Origin of the sequence: Marinospirillum alkaliphilum DSM 21637, assembly GCF_900119735.1 — a bacterium.
Classification (GTDB): domain Bacteria; phylum Pseudomonadota; class Gammaproteobacteria; order Pseudomonadales; family Halomonadaceae; genus Marinospirillum; species Marinospirillum alkaliphilum.
This window is the reverse complement of sequence record NZ_FPJW01000002.1, coordinates 240,503-259,321: the sequence shown is the minus strand read 5'-3', so window position 1 is coordinate 259,321 and position 18,819 is coordinate 240,503. Positions and strand designations below refer to the sequence as shown.

Annotated in this window: 20 protein-coding genes; 2 read left to right on the top strand and 18 right to left on the bottom strand. The window is 53.0% G+C overall.

The window, feature by feature from the left end:
- Window positions 1-15: 15 nt before the first annotated feature.
- The 5 genes from ccmE to ccmA all read right to left on the bottom strand — a co-directional run bounded on the left by ccmE (window position 16) and on the right by ccmA (window position 2,942).
- Window positions 16-492 (bottom strand): cytochrome c maturation protein CcmE, encoded by a 477-nt coding sequence (gene ccmE / locus BT114_RS04465; RefSeq protein ID WP_072325135.1) that lies wholly within the window; start codon window positions 490-492, stop codon window positions 16-18.
- Between the two features lie 36 nt (window positions 493-528).
- Window positions 529-729, bottom strand: a complete 201-nt coding sequence (gene ccmD / locus BT114_RS04460) for a heme exporter protein CcmD (protein ID WP_072325134.1) — start codon at window positions 727-729, stop codon at window positions 529-531.
- 3 nt (window positions 730-732) lie between these two features.
- A complete protein-coding gene (locus BT114_RS04455; RefSeq protein ID WP_072325133.1) occupies window positions 733-1,482 on the bottom strand; it encodes a heme ABC transporter permease in 750 nt (249 codons plus the stop codon).
- A gap of 24 nt (window positions 1,483-1,506) precedes the next feature.
- Complete coding sequence (ccmB, locus tag BT114_RS04450) at window positions 1,507-2,181, bottom strand: heme exporter protein CcmB (RefSeq protein WP_072325303.1); 675 nt, start codon at window positions 2,179-2,181, stop codon at window positions 1,507-1,509.
- 119 nt (window positions 2,182-2,300) lie between these two features.
- Window positions 2,301-2,942 carry a cytochrome c biogenesis heme-transporting ATPase CcmA gene (gene ccmA, locus BT114_RS04445; RefSeq protein WP_072325302.1) on the bottom strand — a complete coding sequence of 214 codons (642 nt, stop codon included), beginning with the start codon at window positions 2,940-2,942 and terminating at the stop codon, window positions 2,301-2,303.
- A 127-nt stretch (window positions 2,943-3,069) separates the two neighbouring features.
- Here ccmA and fliK point away from each other — a divergent pair, with 127 nt between their 5' ends.
- Together fliK and BT114_RS04435 are read left to right on the top strand one after the other, a co-directional pair.
- Window positions 3,070-4,707, top strand: coding sequence for a flagellar hook-length control protein FliK (gene fliK, locus BT114_RS04440; protein ID WP_072325132.1), 1,638 nt, complete (start codon window positions 3,070-3,072; stop codon window positions 4,705-4,707).
- A 3-nt stretch (window positions 4,708-4,710) separates the two neighbouring features.
- The gene (locus BT114_RS04435) at window positions 4,711-5,019 is read left to right on the top strand and encodes an EscU/YscU/HrcU family type III secretion system export apparatus switch protein (protein ID WP_084661896.1); all 309 of its coding nucleotides are present in this window, start codon (window positions 4,711-4,713) and stop codon (window positions 5,017-5,019) included.
- An 82-nt stretch (window positions 5,020-5,101) separates the two neighbouring features.
- Here the strand turns inward: BT114_RS04435 and BT114_RS04430 are convergent, their stop codons facing one another.
- The 13 genes from BT114_RS04430 to fliR all read right to left on the bottom strand — a co-directional run bounded on the left by BT114_RS04430 (window position 5,102) and on the right by fliR (window position 18,814).
- Entirely contained in the window at window positions 5,102-5,548 is a 447-nt protein-coding gene (locus tag BT114_RS04430; protein WP_072325131.1) for a DUF2802 domain-containing protein, read from the bottom strand.
- Entirely contained in the window at window positions 5,548-6,036 is a 489-nt protein-coding gene (locus BT114_RS04425; RefSeq protein WP_072325130.1) for a chemotaxis protein CheW, read from the bottom strand. The genes BT114_RS04430 and BT114_RS04425 overlap by 1 nt, the downstream gene beginning before the upstream one ends.
- Before the next feature lie 92 nt (window positions 6,037-6,128).
- A complete protein-coding gene (locus BT114_RS04420) occupies window positions 6,129-7,079 on the bottom strand; it encodes a chemotaxis protein CheW (RefSeq protein ID WP_072325129.1) in 951 nt (316 codons plus the stop codon).
- Entirely contained in the window at window positions 7,079-7,888 is an 810-nt protein-coding gene (locus tag BT114_RS04415) for a ParA family protein (RefSeq protein ID WP_072325128.1), read from the bottom strand. The genes BT114_RS04420 and BT114_RS04415 overlap by 1 nt, the downstream gene beginning before the upstream one ends.
- A gap of 43 nt (window positions 7,889-7,931) precedes the next feature.
- Window positions 7,932-9,122, bottom strand: coding sequence for a protein-glutamate methylesterase/protein-glutamine glutaminase (locus BT114_RS04410; RefSeq protein WP_072325127.1), 1,191 nt, complete (start codon window positions 9,120-9,122; stop codon window positions 7,932-7,934).
- A gap of 25 nt (window positions 9,123-9,147) precedes the next feature.
- The gene (locus BT114_RS04405; RefSeq protein WP_072325126.1) at window positions 9,148-11,286 is read right to left on the bottom strand and encodes a chemotaxis protein CheA; all 2,139 of its coding nucleotides are present in this window, start codon (window positions 11,284-11,286) and stop codon (window positions 9,148-9,150) included.
- A gap of 12 nt (window positions 11,287-11,298) precedes the next feature.
- Window positions 11,299-12,090, bottom strand: a complete 792-nt coding sequence (locus tag BT114_RS04400; protein ID WP_072325125.1) for a protein phosphatase CheZ — start codon at window positions 12,088-12,090, stop codon at window positions 11,299-11,301.
- A 38-nt stretch (window positions 12,091-12,128) separates the two neighbouring features.
- Window positions 12,129-12,503: a chemotaxis response regulator CheY gene (locus BT114_RS04395; RefSeq protein WP_425434769.1), complete on the bottom strand. Its 375-nt coding sequence runs from the start codon at window positions 12,501-12,503 to the stop codon at window positions 12,129-12,131.
- An 81-nt stretch (window positions 12,504-12,584) separates the two neighbouring features.
- On the bottom strand, window positions 12,585-13,322 hold the full coding sequence (locus BT114_RS04390) for an RNA polymerase sigma factor FliA (RefSeq protein WP_072325123.1): 738 nt from the start codon (window positions 13,320-13,322) through the stop codon (window positions 12,585-12,587).
- 22 nt (window positions 13,323-13,344) lie between these two features.
- Window positions 13,345-14,625, bottom strand: a complete 1,281-nt coding sequence (gene flhF / locus BT114_RS04385) for a flagellar biosynthesis GTPase FlhF (RefSeq protein ID WP_072325122.1) — start codon at window positions 14,623-14,625, stop codon at window positions 13,345-13,347.
- A gap of 35 nt (window positions 14,626-14,660) precedes the next feature.
- A complete protein-coding gene (gene flhA, locus BT114_RS04380; protein ID WP_072325121.1) occupies window positions 14,661-16,781 on the bottom strand; it encodes a flagellar biosynthesis protein FlhA in 2,121 nt (706 codons plus the stop codon).
- Between the two features lie 114 nt (window positions 16,782-16,895).
- Window positions 16,896-18,035, bottom strand: coding sequence for a flagellar biosynthesis protein FlhB (gene flhB, locus BT114_RS04375; RefSeq protein WP_072325120.1), 1,140 nt, complete (start codon window positions 18,033-18,035; stop codon window positions 16,896-16,898).
- Window positions 18,035-18,814, bottom strand: coding sequence for a flagellar biosynthetic protein FliR (gene fliR, locus BT114_RS04370; protein ID WP_072325119.1), 780 nt, complete (start codon window positions 18,812-18,814; stop codon window positions 18,035-18,037). The genes flhB and fliR overlap by 1 nt, the downstream gene beginning before the upstream one ends.
- Between the last annotated feature and the right edge of the window lie 5 nt (window positions 18,815-18,819).

Here is an 18,819-nt window from a genome sequence, read left to right as displayed (position 1 = left end):
TCGGGGAATCGGAAATTAATACTGCTGTTCAGCAGCCGGACGTTGGAACGGAGAGTGATCCGGCATCTGACCGGCGGCCTTTAATGCCTCGGCCACTTCCGGCGGCATGTAGTTTTCATCATGGCGAGCCACCACCTGACTGGCTACCAACTCACCAGCAGCGTTCAGACGCCCTACAGCCACCACACCCTGACCTTCACGAAACAGGTCCGGCAGGATCTTGTCGTAAGTGATCCAGACTTCTTCGGCAAAATCAGTCACCGCAAAACGGACTTTCAGGCTGTTCGGATCACGTTCAACACTGCCTTCCACCACCATACCGCCAGCACGGATCTCTCGATCCTGCGGAGCTTCACCCTGGGCAATCTGGGTTGGTGAATAAAACAGGTTGATATTGGCGCTGAGCGCATAAAGTGTCAGGCCAATAGCCAGAGACAAAGCGCCCAACATCAAGCTGATCAACAGCAGTTTCTGTTTGCGTTTTGGTGTCATGGGTTGCTCACCATCAGTTTATTGAAAAATCAGGAGTTACTCAGCTGTCGTGGCACTTGTATTCAAAGCTGCTTCACGACGCAACTGGCGTTGTAACTGGGCGCGGGTGCGCTTCAGGTTCCACCAGGGCAACAAAATATTGGCAGCCATCAACAGCAGGCTGATACCAAAGGAGGTCCACACATACAAGGCGTGCCCCCCCATGTTGAAGAAGTCGGACAAGGAATCAAAATACATGGTTCATTTCCGTTGCAAAATTTCACGAACCCAACCGGCTTTGAACTCGCGCCGTAGAATCTCGGCACGTGCACGTAAAAGCACCGACCAACCCAACAGGGCATAAAAACCCAGCACCATCATCAGTAGCGGCAGCCACATGGATGCAGGCATTGCTGGTTTTTCTGTCAGTTTGAAGGTAGCCGGTTGATGCAGGGTGTACCACCAGTCCACCGAGTATTTGATGATCGGGATGTTGATGACCCCGACAATGGCCAGCAGTGCACAAGCACGCGCGGCCACCTCTTGTGGTTTGAGTGCTTCACGCAGTGCAATCACACCAAGATAAAGGAAAAACAGGATCAACATGGAGGTCAGGCGGGCATCCCACATCCACCAGGTGCCCCAGGTCGGCACACCCCAGATGGCACCTGTCACCAGGGCAATAAAGGTCATTGCTGCACCCACCGGTGCCAGTGCCTGTGCCACCACATCAGCCATTTTCATTTTCCAGACCAGCAGCACCACACCGGCCACAGCCATCATCATGTACACCGACTGCGCCAGAAAAGCCGCTGGCACATGAATGTAAATGATCCGGAAGCTGTTGCCCTGCTGATAATCCATGGGGGCATAGGCCAGTCCCCAGACCAGTCCAACACTCATGAACAGCAGGGTTGCACCAGCAAACCAGGGCAGCCAACTACCAGTGATCTGGTAAAACCACTTGGGTGAACCCAGGCGGTGATAGAGGGTTTTAAGCCAGTTCCACACGTTGTTTTCCTGTCATCATCTTTATTATTCGCCCGACACGGCAATGCGCAGTGCCGCCGCAATGGCCCAGGGAGCCAGCGCCAAAGCCAATAGCGTCAAGGCAGCCAGCAATGCAAGGTGTGCACCGGCTGGGTGTCCACCTATGGCAGCCTGCATGGCTCCCGTACCAAAAATCAAAACCGGCATGTAAAAAGGCAGTACCAGCAAGGTGATCAGTACGCCCGACTTGCCAACACCCGTGGTTAACGCTGCACCAATGGAACCCACCAGCGTCAGTGCCAGGCTGCCCAATAGCAGCGACAGCATCAACACCCCATGCCCCTGCCAGGGCAGGTAAAGCATCACACCCAGAAAGGGGGACAACAAGACCAGTGGTAGGCTGCTGAGCAGCCAATGTACACCCAGCTTGGCCAGCACCAACGGTGCCACCGGGTAACCACTGACTAGCAACTGCTCCAGTGAACCATCCTGCAGATCTGGCCGGAATAAACCATCCAGCGACATCAGTACAGCCAGCAATGCTGCGACCCACAACACACCTGGGGCAACCGGCGCAAGTATCTCCGCGGTGGGTGAAATGCCCAGTGGAAACAACACCACTACCAGTGCAAAAAACACCAGCGGATTGATCAGGTCGCCTTTACGACGAACCTGCAAACGCCACTCCCGTTTTACGGCTGCAGAAAAGACAGCACCCATACCGGGTAAGTTCGATTTTTTTACCGTCAGGCGACAAAAGGCCGCAGCTCTGGCCTGGATCTGGGCAGCAGTTGAACCTGCTTCCGGAGCGTTCATATCTGACTGCTCATAATGACTACTCACAATGACTGTCCAAGACGAAGTTTCTGCAGGCCCGGCAAATTTTCCAGTGCATGATGGCTGGTCAGTATCACTGCACCACCAGCTTTTGCATGCTCAACCAGCAAACCTTCCATGGCCGCCACCGCCTGACGATCCAGGGCGGTGAAGGGTTCATCCAGCAACCACAAGGGGCGTGGTGAAACAGTCAGGCGAGCCAGTGCCACCCGCCGTTTCTGTCCGGCTGACAGCTGGTGACAAGGGTGATCTTCATATCCCTGCAGGCCTACCTGCTGTAAAGCCTGCTCTAACAGCGCCTCATCTTGCAAGCCATCCAGGGCAGCAAACCAGCTTAGGTTTTCCAAGGGTGAGAGTTCGGCTTTGATGCCAGCCAGATGACCAATAAACAATAACGCCTGGCAATATTCATCACGAACCTGATCCAGAGGCTGCCCTTGCCAATACAGCTCACCCGATGAAACCGGTAATAAACCGGCCAACATTCGCATCAAGCTGGTTTTTCCTGCACCATTTGGGCCTTCCAACTGCAACAGGTTGCCAGCTTGCAAGTCCAGGTCCAAACCACTGAACAACAGGCGCTCATCACGTTCACAGGCCAGTTGTCGGCCTGAAAGGAGAGCTGAAGATGAATGGTTGACCAACGGCTTCAAGACGGTTAAACCTTACAAAAATGCGGTTCAAAAGGAAGCCACACTTTACTATGATCCAGCCTGGACCGCCACCGGATGCATCAGCCCGACTGATGACAACAACAGGAGACCGACCCTCATGCAAGGCCTGCCTCAGACCCCTGCAGCACGCAATGATGCCTCGGTCACCAACCCCAGCCAGGCAAACCGAACACTGCAAATAATGGAAGGGCGCCTGTCTTTAACACCCGGTCAAACCGCAACGGCCCAGGTGATCAGTAGTGAGCCACTACGCCAGGGCCAGGGGTATCGTATTGAAGTACAACTGAGTAATGGTGACCAGCTGTCACTGCGCTCAGACCGCCCCTTAACTGCCGGACAGGCTTTACAGCTGCAAATGCGCCCAGATGGCCAGGTTGATGTTCGATTGCTGCTTCCAGCCGCACTGCAACAGCTGGCCAACCAGGCACTGCAACAGTCACCCAGCCAGCAACTCCAGCTTCCAGCAGGCCAGTCACTGCAGCTTTCAGCAAGTCAGGTACTCCGTGGCGAGGTTTTGAGTAGTCAGGCCTCACCTCAGGGTGAAGGCTACCGTGTGCAGGTTCAACTATCCACTGGCCAAACCTTATTTTTGCAGGCTGATCGTCCCTTGCCTGCCGGACAACAACTGGCGCTGACATCAGGCCCCCAAAGCGAACCCCTGGCACGTTTACTTACTGCCGAAACAGCTCGCCTGGTTGATCTTGCCCAGATCACTGCACCGCAACCAGGCAGCACACACAGCCGTAGTGCAGCACCAGCATCCCTGCAAACCTTGTTGGAAGCTGCCAGCGCACAACTCAGGCAAGCACTGCCGCGCCAAGCACCACTGCAACAACCCCTGCAGCAGCTTGCCCAACTGGTTCGTCAATTACCCACTGCACCAGCCAACACTCCAGGCACTAGTGCAAATAATCCTTCCACACCAGCAGCAGCCACTGCCACACCAGGCACAATCCCAAGCATCGGCCCACAACCTGCTGCTTTATTGCCGACCTTAAGAGAGCACTTAACAGCGCTGCTGCAAATGATCCCACGCGGTGAACAACCACCCACGGCTAACCAGTTGCAGCAGTTTATTCCACATAGCGGACTGCTGTTAGAGGCCAATTTAGCGCGCGGCATTCAGACCAACCCAGCGGGTGGCGATTTAAAACTGCAGCTGCAATTGGCCAGTGCACTGATTCGCCAACAAGCCTATTTAGGAAATAGTCTGCCACCCCGCCAGCAGCAACTTTTGCAACAAATTAATCAGCAACTCCAGGCCGCAGAGTCTCGTCTGCAGGTCTTGCAGCAAACCAGCCTGCAAGCCACCCAGGCCACCCATGAGCGTGGACAGCCAGGCCAGCTGCTGCAACTGGACTTACCCTACTCAGTCCGTGGTGACTGGTATCAGGCACAACTGGAAATTCGTCGCTGGATCGAAGAAAAGGATGCTGAAGCGGCCAGGGAAGAACAGGCTCGAAAAACGCGCAGCTGGGAAGTCAGGCTCAGTTTTGACCTGAAGCACTGGGGTAAACTTCATACCATCCTGAGATTACAAGGCAGCGAACTCAAGGCAGACATATGGGTGGAGTCCAGTAGCACCCATGCCGCAATCAGCAAGGAAACTGAAGTGCTGGCCGCACGTTTACGCCGCATTGGTGCCGAAGTTGAGCGAGTGGATTGTCATATTGGCCAGCCGCCAGGCATAACAGCCAGTGCAAGCCATCAACCCATCATCGATACCAGGATCTGAACCATGATGCGCTTAACCCCACTGCAACCCAGAAAACCCAAAAGGGCAGTGGCATTACAATATGATGGAGTTGGTGCTCCCAGGCTAACCGCAAAAGGCTGTGCAGAGACCGCAGAAAGAATTCTGGCGCTGGCTGAAGAGCATGGCGTTCCAATTTATGAAGACCCAGGGCTTGCAGCGGCACTGGCGCACCTGGATTTAGGGGATGAGGTGCCCGAGCTCTTGTACCTGGCAATTGCCGAAGTACTGGCTTTTGTTTATGACCTGGATACCTTGAAGAAAAAAACCGGCGGGGAAGAAAAAAACCAGTAGGGAAGAAAAAAAACAGCGGGGCTAAGCAGCAGGATAAATAAGCAACAGGATAAAAAGGTTTAAGCAGTTAGCCATAAACGGCTCAGTTCAGCGTGTAATGCTCTTCACGCACTGGCTGCTCTTTCTGCTTCTTGAGTTCAGAATGCACCAGTGTAATCAACTCAGCTTCCACTCGCGCCAAACCACAGTTATTGATCAAATCTTCAGTCGTTGCACCCATTTCCACCAGGCGCACGGCATAAGCGTAAGGCAGGCTGCCAGGGTCACGCTGCTCTATTTCCATCTGGCGCTCAACAGTATTGTTAAGGCGCTTTTCGACTTCTACCAACCGCTGACCAACACCTATTGCTCCGCTACCCATGGCATGGGTTTCATTACGCAAGGCTTTAACCAGCAGGTAGGTTTCATTGCGGGCATCAGTCAAACGGCTGCGTAGCTGGCGGATATGTTTAAAGCAGACCAGCGACATCATCAGCCCCAGCAAAGCAACCGCCAGGGCCAACAATTGCAACCACCAAGGCAAGATCATCAGATGGCAGCCAGTTCGGACCACTCTTCATCTGACATCAGCTTGTTCAGCTCGACCAGAATCAGCAGTTCATTGTTCTTATTGCAAACACCCTGAATAAACTTGGCACTTTCTTCGTTACCAACATTCGGAGCAGTTTCAATTTCAGACTGCTTCAGGTAAACCACTTCAGCAACCGAATCAACCATAATGCCGACCACTTGCTGCTCTGCTTCAATGATCATGATACGTGTTGCATCAGACACATCACTGGGTGGCAAGCCAAAGCGCTGGCGGGTATCAATGACCGTAACAACGTTGCCGCGCAGATTGATGATCCCCAACACATAGTCCGGCGCACCCGGAACTGGTGCTATCTCTGTGTAGCGCAGAACTTCCTGCACCATCATCACATTGATACCATAGGTTTCTTCTGCCAGTCGGAAAGTCACATACTGGAGTACCGGATCGGAAGCGCTTTCAGCCTGAATTTTTTGTGGGCTCGACATGGTTCAATCCTTCAGTTCGGTTCGGGGAATACCCATGGGTTGTTATGCTAATACACTGCTGGCCTGATGAACAGTGGCAGTCTGGCCACTGTTCACTCATCCATGTCCTTTAATACACTTAGATTTGCCGGTTCAAGCTCACCATGCCCCTCACGCAACAGGCGGTCAAAGGCTGCAACATCAATCAGCGCACACATGTGATCAATTACTGTACCCGCCAGCCAGGGGCGTTTGCCCAGCGAAGTGCGCCAACGCACCTGATCTGGTTGCAGCGAAATGGAACGATCCACTTCATTGCAGGACAAGCCCCATACACTGTTGTGAATACGGATGATCAGTTTGTAAGGCTCCGGGTTCTTTGCAATCAGCGCCGGTGGCAATACCCATTGCGCAGTATCCACCATGCACACATTCATATTATTGGAACGAAGCATGCCAATAAACCAGCTGGGCTGCCCAAAAAGCGGGGTCGGCTCTTTTTCAATCTTGATAATGCCTCCCAGCTCAACCAGGGGTACCGCCAGAGTCAGTCCCTTCACTTTAAACAACAGGCATTCAAAACGTTCCTGAGCCCAGACTGGCCGACCATTTTTCCAGCCCGGCGGTGTGGGTGGTTGTGCTGGATGCTTATTCTCATCTTGCACAACAGGCGCTACCGGTTCAGGTACTGCTGGTGTTTCAATAGCCTCAGGCACCTTTATCGGTTCAGGCACATCGATCGGTTCAGGTGCCGACACCTCAGGTTCAGGTATCACAACTTCAGTAACTGCTTCTGGCTCAACTGCAGGCATCTGCAAATCAGGCAGAATCACCCGCGGAACCGGTTCAACAGTCTCCAGTGGCATAGCCGGAGCAGCAGGCCGTGCTGCCTGTCGGGCACGCTCCATTGAGTCACTGAGTTGGCGAGCCTGCAGTGATTCCTCGCGTTGCAAGGACATCGGCGCTACATCAGCCGGAGCTGGTGCCTCTTCAAGCAGATCATCATGGAGCAGGGCTTCGAGATAATCCTCAATAGCCTGCTGAGGGGTATCATGCCAGCTCATCAGCCCCCCTCCTTCACTGGTGCAGCTTGTCGCCGCAATTCAGCTTCTTTTTCCTGCAAGAATTTCAATAAAACAGAATAAGCGTGAACACCACGGCTCTGAGGGTCCAGCATTGAAGCTGGCATACCTGCCACACTGGCATCCCTGAACTTGGTGTCCACCGGCACCATCGAGTGCCAGATCACATCACCATAGGTATTACGCAGCAAACGCAGACTCTGAATGGATGCCTGGGTACGCCGATCATAAAGGGTAGGGACCACGGTATAAGGCAAAGCCTGCTTGCGAGCCTTGTTGATCATTTTGAGGGTGCGCATCATGCGCTCCAGACCCTTGATGGCCAGGAATTCAGTTTGCACCGGAATAATCAACTGCTCACAAGCGGCCAGCGCATTAATCATCAATAGCCCCAATACCGGTGGACTATCAATCAGCACATAGTCAAAGCGGTTCCAAAGCTGGGCCAGAGACTTGGCGACCACCAATCCCATACCACTCTTGCCACTCATCTGACGCTCAAGCGTAGCCAGTGCGGTGGAGGCGGCAATAAGTTTCAAGCGGTCATGGCCGGTATCGAGTAGCAGGCTGGCAGGTAGTGATTCAGGCACCTGCTTGTGTTGAAACAGGTCATAAACACTCTTATCTACACTGTCAGGGTCGTACTTGAAGTAGCTGGTCAGTGATCCATGAGGATCGAGGTCCAGCAACAGTACCTGATGGCCACGATCGGCAAGAATTCCGCCGAGGGTCACAGCTGTTGTGGTCTTGCCGACACCACCCTTCTGATTCGCAACTGCCCAGACATGCATACCTGTCTCAACTCCTGTTGATCACCTGTGTTGTCTTTCCGTATCAGGTGACATCGCTGATTAACTTGTCGGCCACATCCGCAAGGTTAATAACTTCATCGGCCAGTCCAGCTTTGGCAACTGCCATGGGCATACCATAAATCACTGAGCTGGCCTCATCCTGCGCCCAGACCACGGACTGGGTTTCCTTCAACAGGCGGCAGCCTTCACGCCCATCAGCCCCCATACCTGTCAGAACCACCGCCAGAATTTTGCCGGGGTAGACCTTGGCAGCCGAACCAAAGGTCACATCCACGCAGGGCTTGTAATTCAAGCGCTCATCACCCGGCAAAATCCGGACACAACCGCCATTGCGTTTGTCGATCATCATTTGCTTGCCACCAGGCGCCAACAATGCCTGACCTGGTCGCAACAAATCACCGTCTTCGGCTTCCTTGACCCGGATCTTGCAGAGGCTGTTCAGCCGTTCTGCAAAAGCACCGGTAAAGGTGGATGGCATGTGCTGAACCAGTACTATAGGGGCAGGAAAGTCTGCTGGCAAACGCGTTAACACTGTCTGCAAGGCCATCGGCCCACCCGTTGAGGTACCAATCATCACCAGCGAAAAATGCCGGGGATTCGCTTTCGGTTTAACTGCCGGGGCCAGCGATGCTTTGGCAGCAGCGCGCTCGGCCTGCTGTCGTTCCTGATTCTTTCTGGCCTCATCCCTTCTTGCCGCAATTCTGTCTGCAAGCGGCTCTCGACGCGGCACAGACTGACGTGATGTCGGCGGAGCCGGTGTTGCTGCCGAAGACTCACTCGACATCGGCCGACGGACTGGCTCAGCAACACCTCCGCGACTTCTGGCAACGGTGATAACACGCTCACAAAGTACGCGTGCCATTTTTTCAGTGTTGCGGGAAATATCCTCAAAGTTCTTTGGCAGATAGTCCACTGCACCCGCTTCAAGGGCGTCCAGGGTTACCCTTGCACCTTCATGCGTCAACGAAGAGAACATCAGAACAGGCGTAGGCTGCCGAGCCATAATTTCTCGCACAGCCGAAATGCCGTCCATTACCGGCATTTCATAATCCATTGTGATGACGTCAGGTTTTAACTCCAGCGTTTTTTCAACAGCTTCTTTGCCGTTTGAGGCGGTTCCTATCGCCTTTAAACGCGGGTCGGTTTCAAGCAGCTCACAAACGCGGCGGCGAAAAAAACCTGAGTCATCAACCACCAGAACGGTGATTGGCATGCTTGTCTCCCAAACCTTTTCTACTTCAGCGACGGCCTGTGTAATGCTTTAACAGCCCCGGAATATCCAGAATCAGGGCAATGCGTCCGTCACCGGTAATCGTGGCACCAGCCAAGCCTGGGGTTCCATGCAGCATGGTGCCCAAGGGTTTGATGACCACTTCTTCTTGTCCAATCAGGTCATCAACCACAAACCCAACCTGCTGATTACCAATGGATACCACCACCACGTGCGCTTCCTTCAGTTCTTCTTTGGAGATCTGACGGCGGGTGATATCCCTGACCAACCAACGACGTAGGTAGAACAGTGGCAGTGTTCTTTCACGGATAATAATTACTTCCTGGCCATCAATCTTGTTGGCACGGGAAATATCCAGCTGGAAAATTTCGTTCACGTTAACCAGAGGCAAGGCAAAGGTCTGATCCTGCAGCTTGATCATCAGGGTTGGCATGATTGCCAGCGTCAGCGGCACCTTGATGATGATTTTGCTGCCTTTACCCAGCTCGGACCAGACATTAATGGTGCCATTAAGCTGAGCAATTTTGGTCTTGACCACATCCATGCCAACACCACGGCCAGACACATCAGAAATTTCATCTTTGGTGGACAGGCCTGCGGCAAAAATCAGGTTAAATGCTTCCTGATCAGTTAAACGATCAGCCGCATCCTGGTCCAACTGACCTTTTTCAACGGCTTTGCGCTTTAACACTTCAGGATCCATACCTGCACCATCATCCGAGATGGTCAGCAGAATATGATCACCCTCCTGCTCTGCAGCCAGGATCACCGTACCAACCCGTGGCTTGCCTCGTTTTTCACGAACCTCTGGGAGCTCAATGCCATGGTCAGCAGAGTTGCGCACCAGATGAACCAGCGGGTCCGCCAGCGCTTCCACCAGGTTTTTATCCAGATCCGTGTCTTCACCGATCATTTCCAGAACAATTTCCTTGTTCATTTTTCTGGATAGATCACGAATAACACGTGGGAAGCGACCAAAAACCTTCTTGATGGGTTGCATGCGTGTTTTCATCACGGAAGTCTGCAAGTCTGCCGTAACCACATCCAGATTTGCTACCGCCTTGGCCAGCTCACCGTCAGAGCTGTCAGCACCCAGGCGCACCAGACGGTTGCGGACCAGAACCAACTCACCGACCATGTTCATGATCTCGTCAAGCCGGGATGTATCGACCCTTACAGTGTTGTCTGCAGCAGCTTCTTTTTTGGCAGGAACCTTGGACTGGGTGGCAGGCAGCTTGTCATCATCATCATCACGTGCGATAGGGGCAGGCGGCTTGGGTGCAGCAGGGCGCGGTGCAGGTTTTGCTGCAGGTGCAGGTGCTGCAGCCTGGATCTCACCAGCACCCGGCCCTTTGCCCTTGCCGTGCAACTGATCCAGCAAGGCTTCAAATTCATCTTCGGTGATCAGGTCATCACCGCCTGCTGCTGCAGGTTTTGCAGCAGCAGGTTCAGAGGCTTTTGTAGCACCTAGTGCAGCTCCAGGCCCTTTGCCTTTGCCATGCAACTGGTCCAGCAGGTTTTCAAACTCGTCTTCAGTGATCAGGTCATCAGATGGTGTTTTTGCTGCCGGAGCCTGTGTCGCTGCAGGGCGCTGCTCTTCCATCGAAGCGCGATCTTCGGGGCTCAAGGCATTGAGTAGACTTTCAAATTCTGCATCGGTGATATCACCATCTGCAGTAACAGGTTCAGAGGTTACAATTGCTGGCTCTGAGGCAGGAGCAGAAGCTGTTGCGGTCGGCGCTTCACCGGCCTCATCCTCTGGCAAGGCATAATAGGCAAGCGCATCAATCAGTGCAGGATCTGCAGCTTCAGGCATTTCATTGGAGCGTACGGTTTCAAACATCTCGTTGACAGCATCCAGCGCGCTCAGCACTGTATCCATCAACTCAGGGGTTACCTGGCGCTGGTTTTTGCGCAGGGTATCAAACACGTTCTCGGCGTTGTGACAGCACTCCACCAGCGGAGTGATCTGTAAAAAGCCGGCACCACCCTTAACTGTATGGAAGCCGCGAAAAATGGCATTAAGCAATTCCGGGTCATCGGGTGATTGCTCAAGGTCAACCAGTTGCTCAGAAAGCTGTTCCAGAATTTCTCCGGCTTCTACCAGGAAATCCTGCAGAATATCCTGATCTGCATCGAGACTCATCCATCGGCTCCTTTAAAACCCGAGGCTGGAGAGAAGGTCATCAACTTCATCTTGTCCGGATACTACGTCAACCCCGCGTTTCTCGGCATTGATCACAGGACCTTCTGGAAGTTGCTTGTTGATGTCCTCTGTTTTTTTCTTGTCGGCATCCGCATGGCGTATGCCTGTTATTCTGTCGACCTGACTGGCCATACGCACCAGATTGACCAGGCTGTCTTCCACTTCGTGCACCAGCGTAATCACCTTTTTCACGACCTGGCCGGTCAGATCCTGGTAATCCTGCGCCAAGGTGATTTCACTGAAGTTATTACCGAGTAAACCAGCGTGGGTTTCTGTTTCAGACAGAAAAGCATCCATACGATGATACAGATTCCTGAACTCGTCTGGCTTCATTTCCCGACGGATCAAGCGCCCCCACTCTTTGCGTAGACTCGCTGCATCACGACCCAGCCGGTCAGCAATCGGCACACACTCTTCAACCTTGTCCATGGTACGGTTGGCGGCATTCTGGGTCAGGCTGATCACATAATTCAGCCGATCTGTAGCATCGGCCATATCAGAGATGGCTTCCTTGTCCCCGATCACGGCCGAAGTATCCAGCTGAAATTCGCGAATCGCATCGTGCAGAGCACGTGTTAATCGACCCACTTCCTGATAGAGGTTGCGGTTGCGTGCATCATTAATCGTCTGCAGCAGGTTGACGGCATCCGCCAGATCACCCTGCTCTATTTTGCTGACCAGTTCACCCGTGGTACTGCGTAGCAGTTCCTCGAAGTTTTCCGGCTGACGACTCGAATCAGACATGCATCCACCCTGGCTCTGGTTTCAACGGAATCAAGCCATTACTTCTGAATGCGCTCAAAAATCTTCTCGATCTTTTCCTTCAACACTGCAGCTGTAAACGGCTTGACAATATAACCGTTCACGCCAGCCTGGGCCGCTGCAACTATCTGCTCACGCTTGGACTCTGCTGTAACCATCAGCACAGGCAAATCCTTGAGATCAGGATCAGCTCGCACATGCTTCAGCAGGTCAAAACCGGTCATACCCGGCATATTCCAGTCGGTGACCAGAAAGTCAAAATTGCCGGTGTTCAGCATAGGTATGGCTGTCAGGCCATCATCCGCTTCATGGGTGTTATTAAAGCCCAGGTCGCGGAGCAGGTTTTTAATGATCCTTCTCATGGTGGCAAAATCATCCACAATGAGAATCTTCATGTCTTTATTCAAGGCAACCTCCGTTAAACCTTGCAAGCAGCGGTAATGATTATAGTACAACCAAGCCTGAAGAAAGGCATGCTATACATTTTTCCAATCAGCAAGCCTTCCGCGCAAACGCGCCGCAGCCTGACTCAGAATCTGACTGATCCGGGACTCACTGACCGATAGTATCGCCCCGATCTCCTTCAGATTAAGCTCTTCGTTATAGTACAGAGAAAGTACCATTTGTTCACGCTCAGGCAAAGCTGAAATTGCTTTCGCCAGCGATTCCTGAAAGCGGCTCTCCTGCACTTCTGCCAGTGGTTCGGAGCCATTATCGTCCGCCACTTCAAAACTTGAATCCTCCTGGCCGCTCAATTCTTCAATGCTGAACAGGCGAGAACCTGCCGTATCGGCCAGGTATTGATTGTATTCATCCAGTGAAACGCCCATTTCCTGAGCGATTTCATGGTCCTGTGCATCACGACCGGTGCGCGCTTCGATATTGCGCACCGCTTCACTCACACGACGACTATTGCGATGCACTGAGCGCGGCACCCAATCCTGTCGGCGCACTTCATCCAGCATGGCCCCGCGAATCCGGATCGATGCAAAGGTTTCAAAGCTGGCACCCTTTTCTGCGTCGAAATTCCGGGAGGCTTCTATCAACCCCATCGAGCCCGATTGCAGCAAATCATCCAACTGCACTGTTGACGGCAGGCGCGCAAGGAGGTGGTGCGCAATCCTGCGCACCAGAGCAGCATACTGCTCCAGCAGACGCGAATCAGCCAGTTGCTGATTGCGGGAATAGAGATTAAGGCCCTTGGCTGCTGTCATGCTTTACATCCATCCAATCCTTTCAGGCTTCTTCACTGCGCTCAACATCTCTGGCAAAACGTGCAATCAGAGAGGTAGGGCTGGCCAGTTGCACATCATCAGGTATTTTCTGACCGTTGGTCACATAACTGACCGGAAGGCGCTTTTCCAATACCAGTCCAAGCACCTCACCTATATTTACAGCCTCATCCAGCTTGGTCAGCACACAACCATTTAACCCGGCGTCACGGTAGGCTTCATAGGTATCCAGCAGCACACGCGCCTGGCTGGTGGCCGGCAATACCATGAATCTGCGAATACGCGCCTGTGTTGATCCAAGCAATCCCATCTGCACCTGCAGGTTGGGGTCACGAACATTCAATCCTGCCGTATCAATCAACACCAGGCTTTTGTTCCGCAAAGATTTGAGTGTCATGTCCAGGGCGTTGTTTTCATCGACCACCCGCACCGTCACACCGAGAATTCGGCCAAAGGTGCGTAATTGTTCATAGGCAGCAATGCGGTAGCAATCCGTGGTGACCAGTGCCAGACCTTCTGCACCATGTTTGAGTACATAACGCGCAGCCAGCTTTCCCAGTGTGGTGGTTTTACCAACGCCGGTGGGACCCAGCAAGGCAACAATCCCCCCCTTGTCGATAAACTCCTCGTCCAGGGTCTGTACTTCACCCTTTAGACGGTCAAGCACCTGACGCCAGGCCGCCTTGCTGTCCATATCCGGATCAAGCACCAGAAGTTTTAACAGACGCCGTACATAAGCATCACTGAAACCAGCACTTAACAAGCGATTGCGCACCAGCGCCTCAGTCGGATTACGCAAGGCATCCTGCTCACGCAACTGTTCGCGAACAAGATCCCTGAGGCTCTGGATTTCAGATTGCATCGCCCGCATGGCAAGCTCTTCAGCAGAGCCACCAGTATGCAAGGGAGGGGGTGAATAGTCTTCGCTGGCCGCTGGGGTATAACCGCCCGGCGAAAGGCCTTCCGATAACGAGCCCAACTGGCGCATGCGTGCCTTCTTCTGGAAGGCATTATCGGACAAGCCTGTATCAAAACGTGCACCTGACAAAATGCGTTGACGCGCCTCATCCAGCTCACGTTGCAATGCATCTCCCTGATCAGCCTGTTTCAGCGCACTGGCAAAAGTAGCGGGGTTGTCTGCTTCATCATAATCCAGCGCACAGACAATCTCGACGCCATTTTCCACTTTGCGATTGGAGACAATGACCGCATCAGCGCCCAACTCTTCCCGAACCAATCGCATTGCCTGCCGGGAGTCTGCCCCGAAAAAGCGCTTAACCCGCATCAAAAATCCTCATCAGCCTGATCTTCCAGCCAGTTTTACTGGCCAATGGTTGCCACGATGGTGATCTGCTTATTATCCGGTATTTCCTGATAGGATAGAACGTGAACATTCTGTATACCATAACGCACAAAGCGCGCCATCACTGGCCGCACAGGGGCCGCCGTGACCAGTACCGCCGGATTGCCTGCCATCTCCTGCTGCTGAGCCACTTCACTCAGGGACTGCTGCAGCTTCTCGGCCATGGCCGGCTCAAGAATGAGCTGATCCGTTTCACCGCCTTGCTGCGCAGCCTGCTGCACACTTTTCAGCAACAACTGCTCCAACTGAGGTTCCAGCGTAATAACGGCCAGATGGTCACTCGGCCCGGTAATGGCTTGAACGATTGAGCGCGATAGGGCAACCCGCACCGCAGTGGTCAACTGGATCGGATCGCGTGTGGTATGCGCTGCCTCCACCAGAGCCTGGGCAATGGAGCGAAAATCACGCACGGGCACCTGTTCGGTCAACAGGTTCTGCAACACCTTCAAGAGTATTGATAATGTCACGCTATCCGGCACCAGTTGCTCCGTCAGTTTCGGTGCACTTTGTGACAGCATGTCGAGCATCTTCTGCACATCATCATGACCGATCAACTCATGAGCATAATCATGCATCACCTGGTTCAACTGAGTGGCAATGACAGTACTGGCATCCACCACGGTATAACCCAACGTCTGAGCTTCTTCCCGCTGACTGGGGTTGATCCAGACTGCTTCCAGACCAAAAGCCGGATCACGGCCCTTGATGCCATTAATCGGTCCATACACCTGACCGGGGTTAATCGCCATTTCCCGCTCTGGGTGCACTTCCGCTTCACCAACCGTGACACCCTTGAGAATAATGCGATAGCTGTTGGGTGTTAAATCCAGATTGTCACGAATATGCACCGAAGGCATCAGGAATCCCAGATCCTGCGATAACTTCTTGCGGATCCCCTTGATTCGCCCAAGCAACTGGCCGCCCTGGGTTTTATCCACCAGCGGAATCAGTCGGTAACCGACTTCCAGTCCCAGCAAATCAACAGGAGCCACGTCCTGCCAGTTCAGCTCCTTCTGGTCCACCACATCAGGATCAGGTGTCATCGGCAGTTGACTGGCCGCCTGTTCAGCAGCAGCCTGATCCTGGCGCTGTTTTTCCATCATCCGGTGAATCAACCAGGCACCACCACCAGCAACACTGGCCAACCCCAGGAAAGCCAGGTGTGGCATACCTGGAATAATACCCATCACCACCATCAGTCCAGCAGCAACTGCCAGCGCCTTGGGCGTACCAAACATCTGGTTGGACACCTGACTGGAAATCGTCTGTGAGGAATTGACGCGTGTCACCATGATGGCTGCTGCCACTGACAGCATCAAAGAAGGAATCTGGGCAACCAGACCATCACCGATGGTCAATAGCACATAACGCTCAGCTGCGACACCGAAAGGCAAGCCATGCTGCAACATACCAATCAGCAGGCCACCCACCACGTTAATCACCAGAATCATGATGCCTGCCACGGCATCACCACGCACAAACTTGCTGGCACCATCCATGGAACCGTAAAAATCAGCTTCAGCGGCAATTTCTTCGCGCCGCTCTTTTGCCTCTTTCTGATCAATCAGGCCAGCGTTCAGGTCTGCATCGATGGCCATCTGCTTGCCGGGCATGGCATCAAGAGTGAAGCGGGCACTGACTTCTGAAATGCGTCCAGCACCCTTGGTGATAACCACAAAGTTGATGATCATCAGGATCAGGAACACGATCATGCCAACAACATAGTTACCACCGATCAACACCGAACCAAAGGCTTCAATGACCTTTCCAGCCGCATCACCACCCTCATGGCCATTGAGCAGCACAATACGTGTTGATGCCACGTTCATGGCCAGACGCAACAGTGTGGCCACCAGCAGAATGGTTGGAAATACTGCAAAGTCCAGAGGACGCAAGGCGTAGACGGCAACCAGCAGAATGACGATGGCAAAGGCAATATTGAAGGTGAAGAAGAGGTCCAGCAGGAATACCGGCATCGGCAAGGTCATCATGCCCAGCAAAGCCAGCAGCAGCACCGGAATGGCTAGCTGACTCTGTGCGACTGACCGGAAAGTATTCTGCAGCTGTGTTCGATCCATGTTTCACCTGATAACAAAAGACACCGGCGCCAGGTGGCACCGACGCCGAAGTATGCCAACATCTGCCCATGAAATAAACTCATGGTCTGGAACCTTGCTGCGTAGAATTGTAAATCAGGAGGATTCAGGGTCCAGATCTGGCGGCACTTCAACCTTTTTCGGCGCATCAGGTTTACGAGCCTTGCCTGACTTGTATTGCTTCAACTGGAACACATAAGCCAGCACCTGAGCCACGGCCATAAACAGGGCATGGGGGATTTCATCCCCTATTTCAGTTGAAAAATATATCGCGCGACTTAAAGGAGGCAGTTGCAATACCGGCACTTGATAGTGATCGGCGATTTCCCTGATCTTGGCGGCGATCTGATCCTGACCTTTGGCGACCACTCGCGGCGCACCATTGCCTGACTCATCATATTTCAGTGCTACAGCATAATGGGTTGGGTTGGTAATGACCACATCTGCAGAAGGGACATCGGCCATCATTCGACGCTGTGCCATTTCCATCTGCATGCGACGTATGCGGCTCTTGACCTCCGGTTTACCCTCAGTGTTCTTGTATTCATCCTTGACCTCCTGGCGGGTCATTTTCAGCTTTTCATTGTGCTGATGCAGCTGCCAGGGCACATCAATCAACACCACAATGATCAGTGACAGACTGATGGCCAGAAACGACCAGATGATCAGGTAACTGCCCTTGGCGATCGCAGGCTCAAGCGCCATGGCGCCGAGGGTGGCAAACTCTTCCTTCAGTCCCCAGATGATGATGAACGAGGTCACTCCAACCAGCAGAACCTTGGCTACAGACTTCACAAACTCCACCAGGGAGTTCTTTGAAAAGATGCGTTTTATGCCGGAAATGGGGTTAAGCTTGCTGAACTTCGGAATCAAGGCCTTGGCAGTGAGGTTCCACCCTCCCACCACAATCTGTGACAGGGCACCAACCACAAACAATACGATCAGGAAGGGAAGCACCACACCGATGGCATGCCATACCGATACAGTAAAATGCTTGAACATGGCATCGTGAGTGGTCACATCATGACGGGTTAAATCAAAGTTATAGGCAAAAATATCCAGTGCCTTGTTACCCATCCAGGCACCAAACACCAATAGTGCCATACCCGCTGCCAGCAACAGCACTGTTGTACTCAGCTCTTTGGAGCGTGCCACCTCACCATCACGTCGCGAGTCCTCTTTACGTTTCGACGTGGGTTCTTCTGTTTTTTCCTGGCCGTCCTGATTCTCTGCCATCAGCCCAGCTCCAGCCAAACGCGCAACAGGTCAAACACATCTCGTGACATGCGATCAAAATGAAACAGGTATTCCGTGGTCCAGACCCACAACTCCAAAAGGCCCAGCATCATCATAACCGGAAAACCAATCACAAAAATGTTGAGCTGTGGCGCTGCACGAGTAACCACACCCAGCGCAATGTTCACCACCAGCTTGGCGATAATGATCGGCAAGGCCATTAACAAGGCACCCGCAAACAGCCAGCCACCCTGAGCGGCTATCAGCCAGGCCCGCTCACGGTTTAAACCTTCAAGCCCAACGGGAATAATGGTGAAACTTTCTGCCAGGGTATAAATAATGACCAGATGGCCGCCAGCGGCCAGAAACACCAGATTGGTCATGATCAGTGTGTACTGACTGAGTACGGTAACGTTAATACCGCTGCTCGGATCAGCCATCTGGGCCATGCCCATACCAATCTGCATCGCGACTATCTGACCAAACACCACAAAAACCTGAAACAGCAGCTGTACCATGAAACCCAGACTGATGCCGATAATAATTTGTTGTGCCACCAGCAACCAGGTCTGGGGTGACAGACCATCCATCACCGGCACCGGTGGTAACAGGGGTAAAATCATCAGGGTCAGGAAGAAGGACAGGCCAATGCGCACAGGCGCAGGCACCATATTGGCACCAAAAATTGGTGCAGCCATAAAAAAGGCACCAATACGAAAAAAAGGCCATAAAAAACTACCCACCCAGGCCGTTAATTCCGCATCAGTCAGCTCCAGCATCAGCC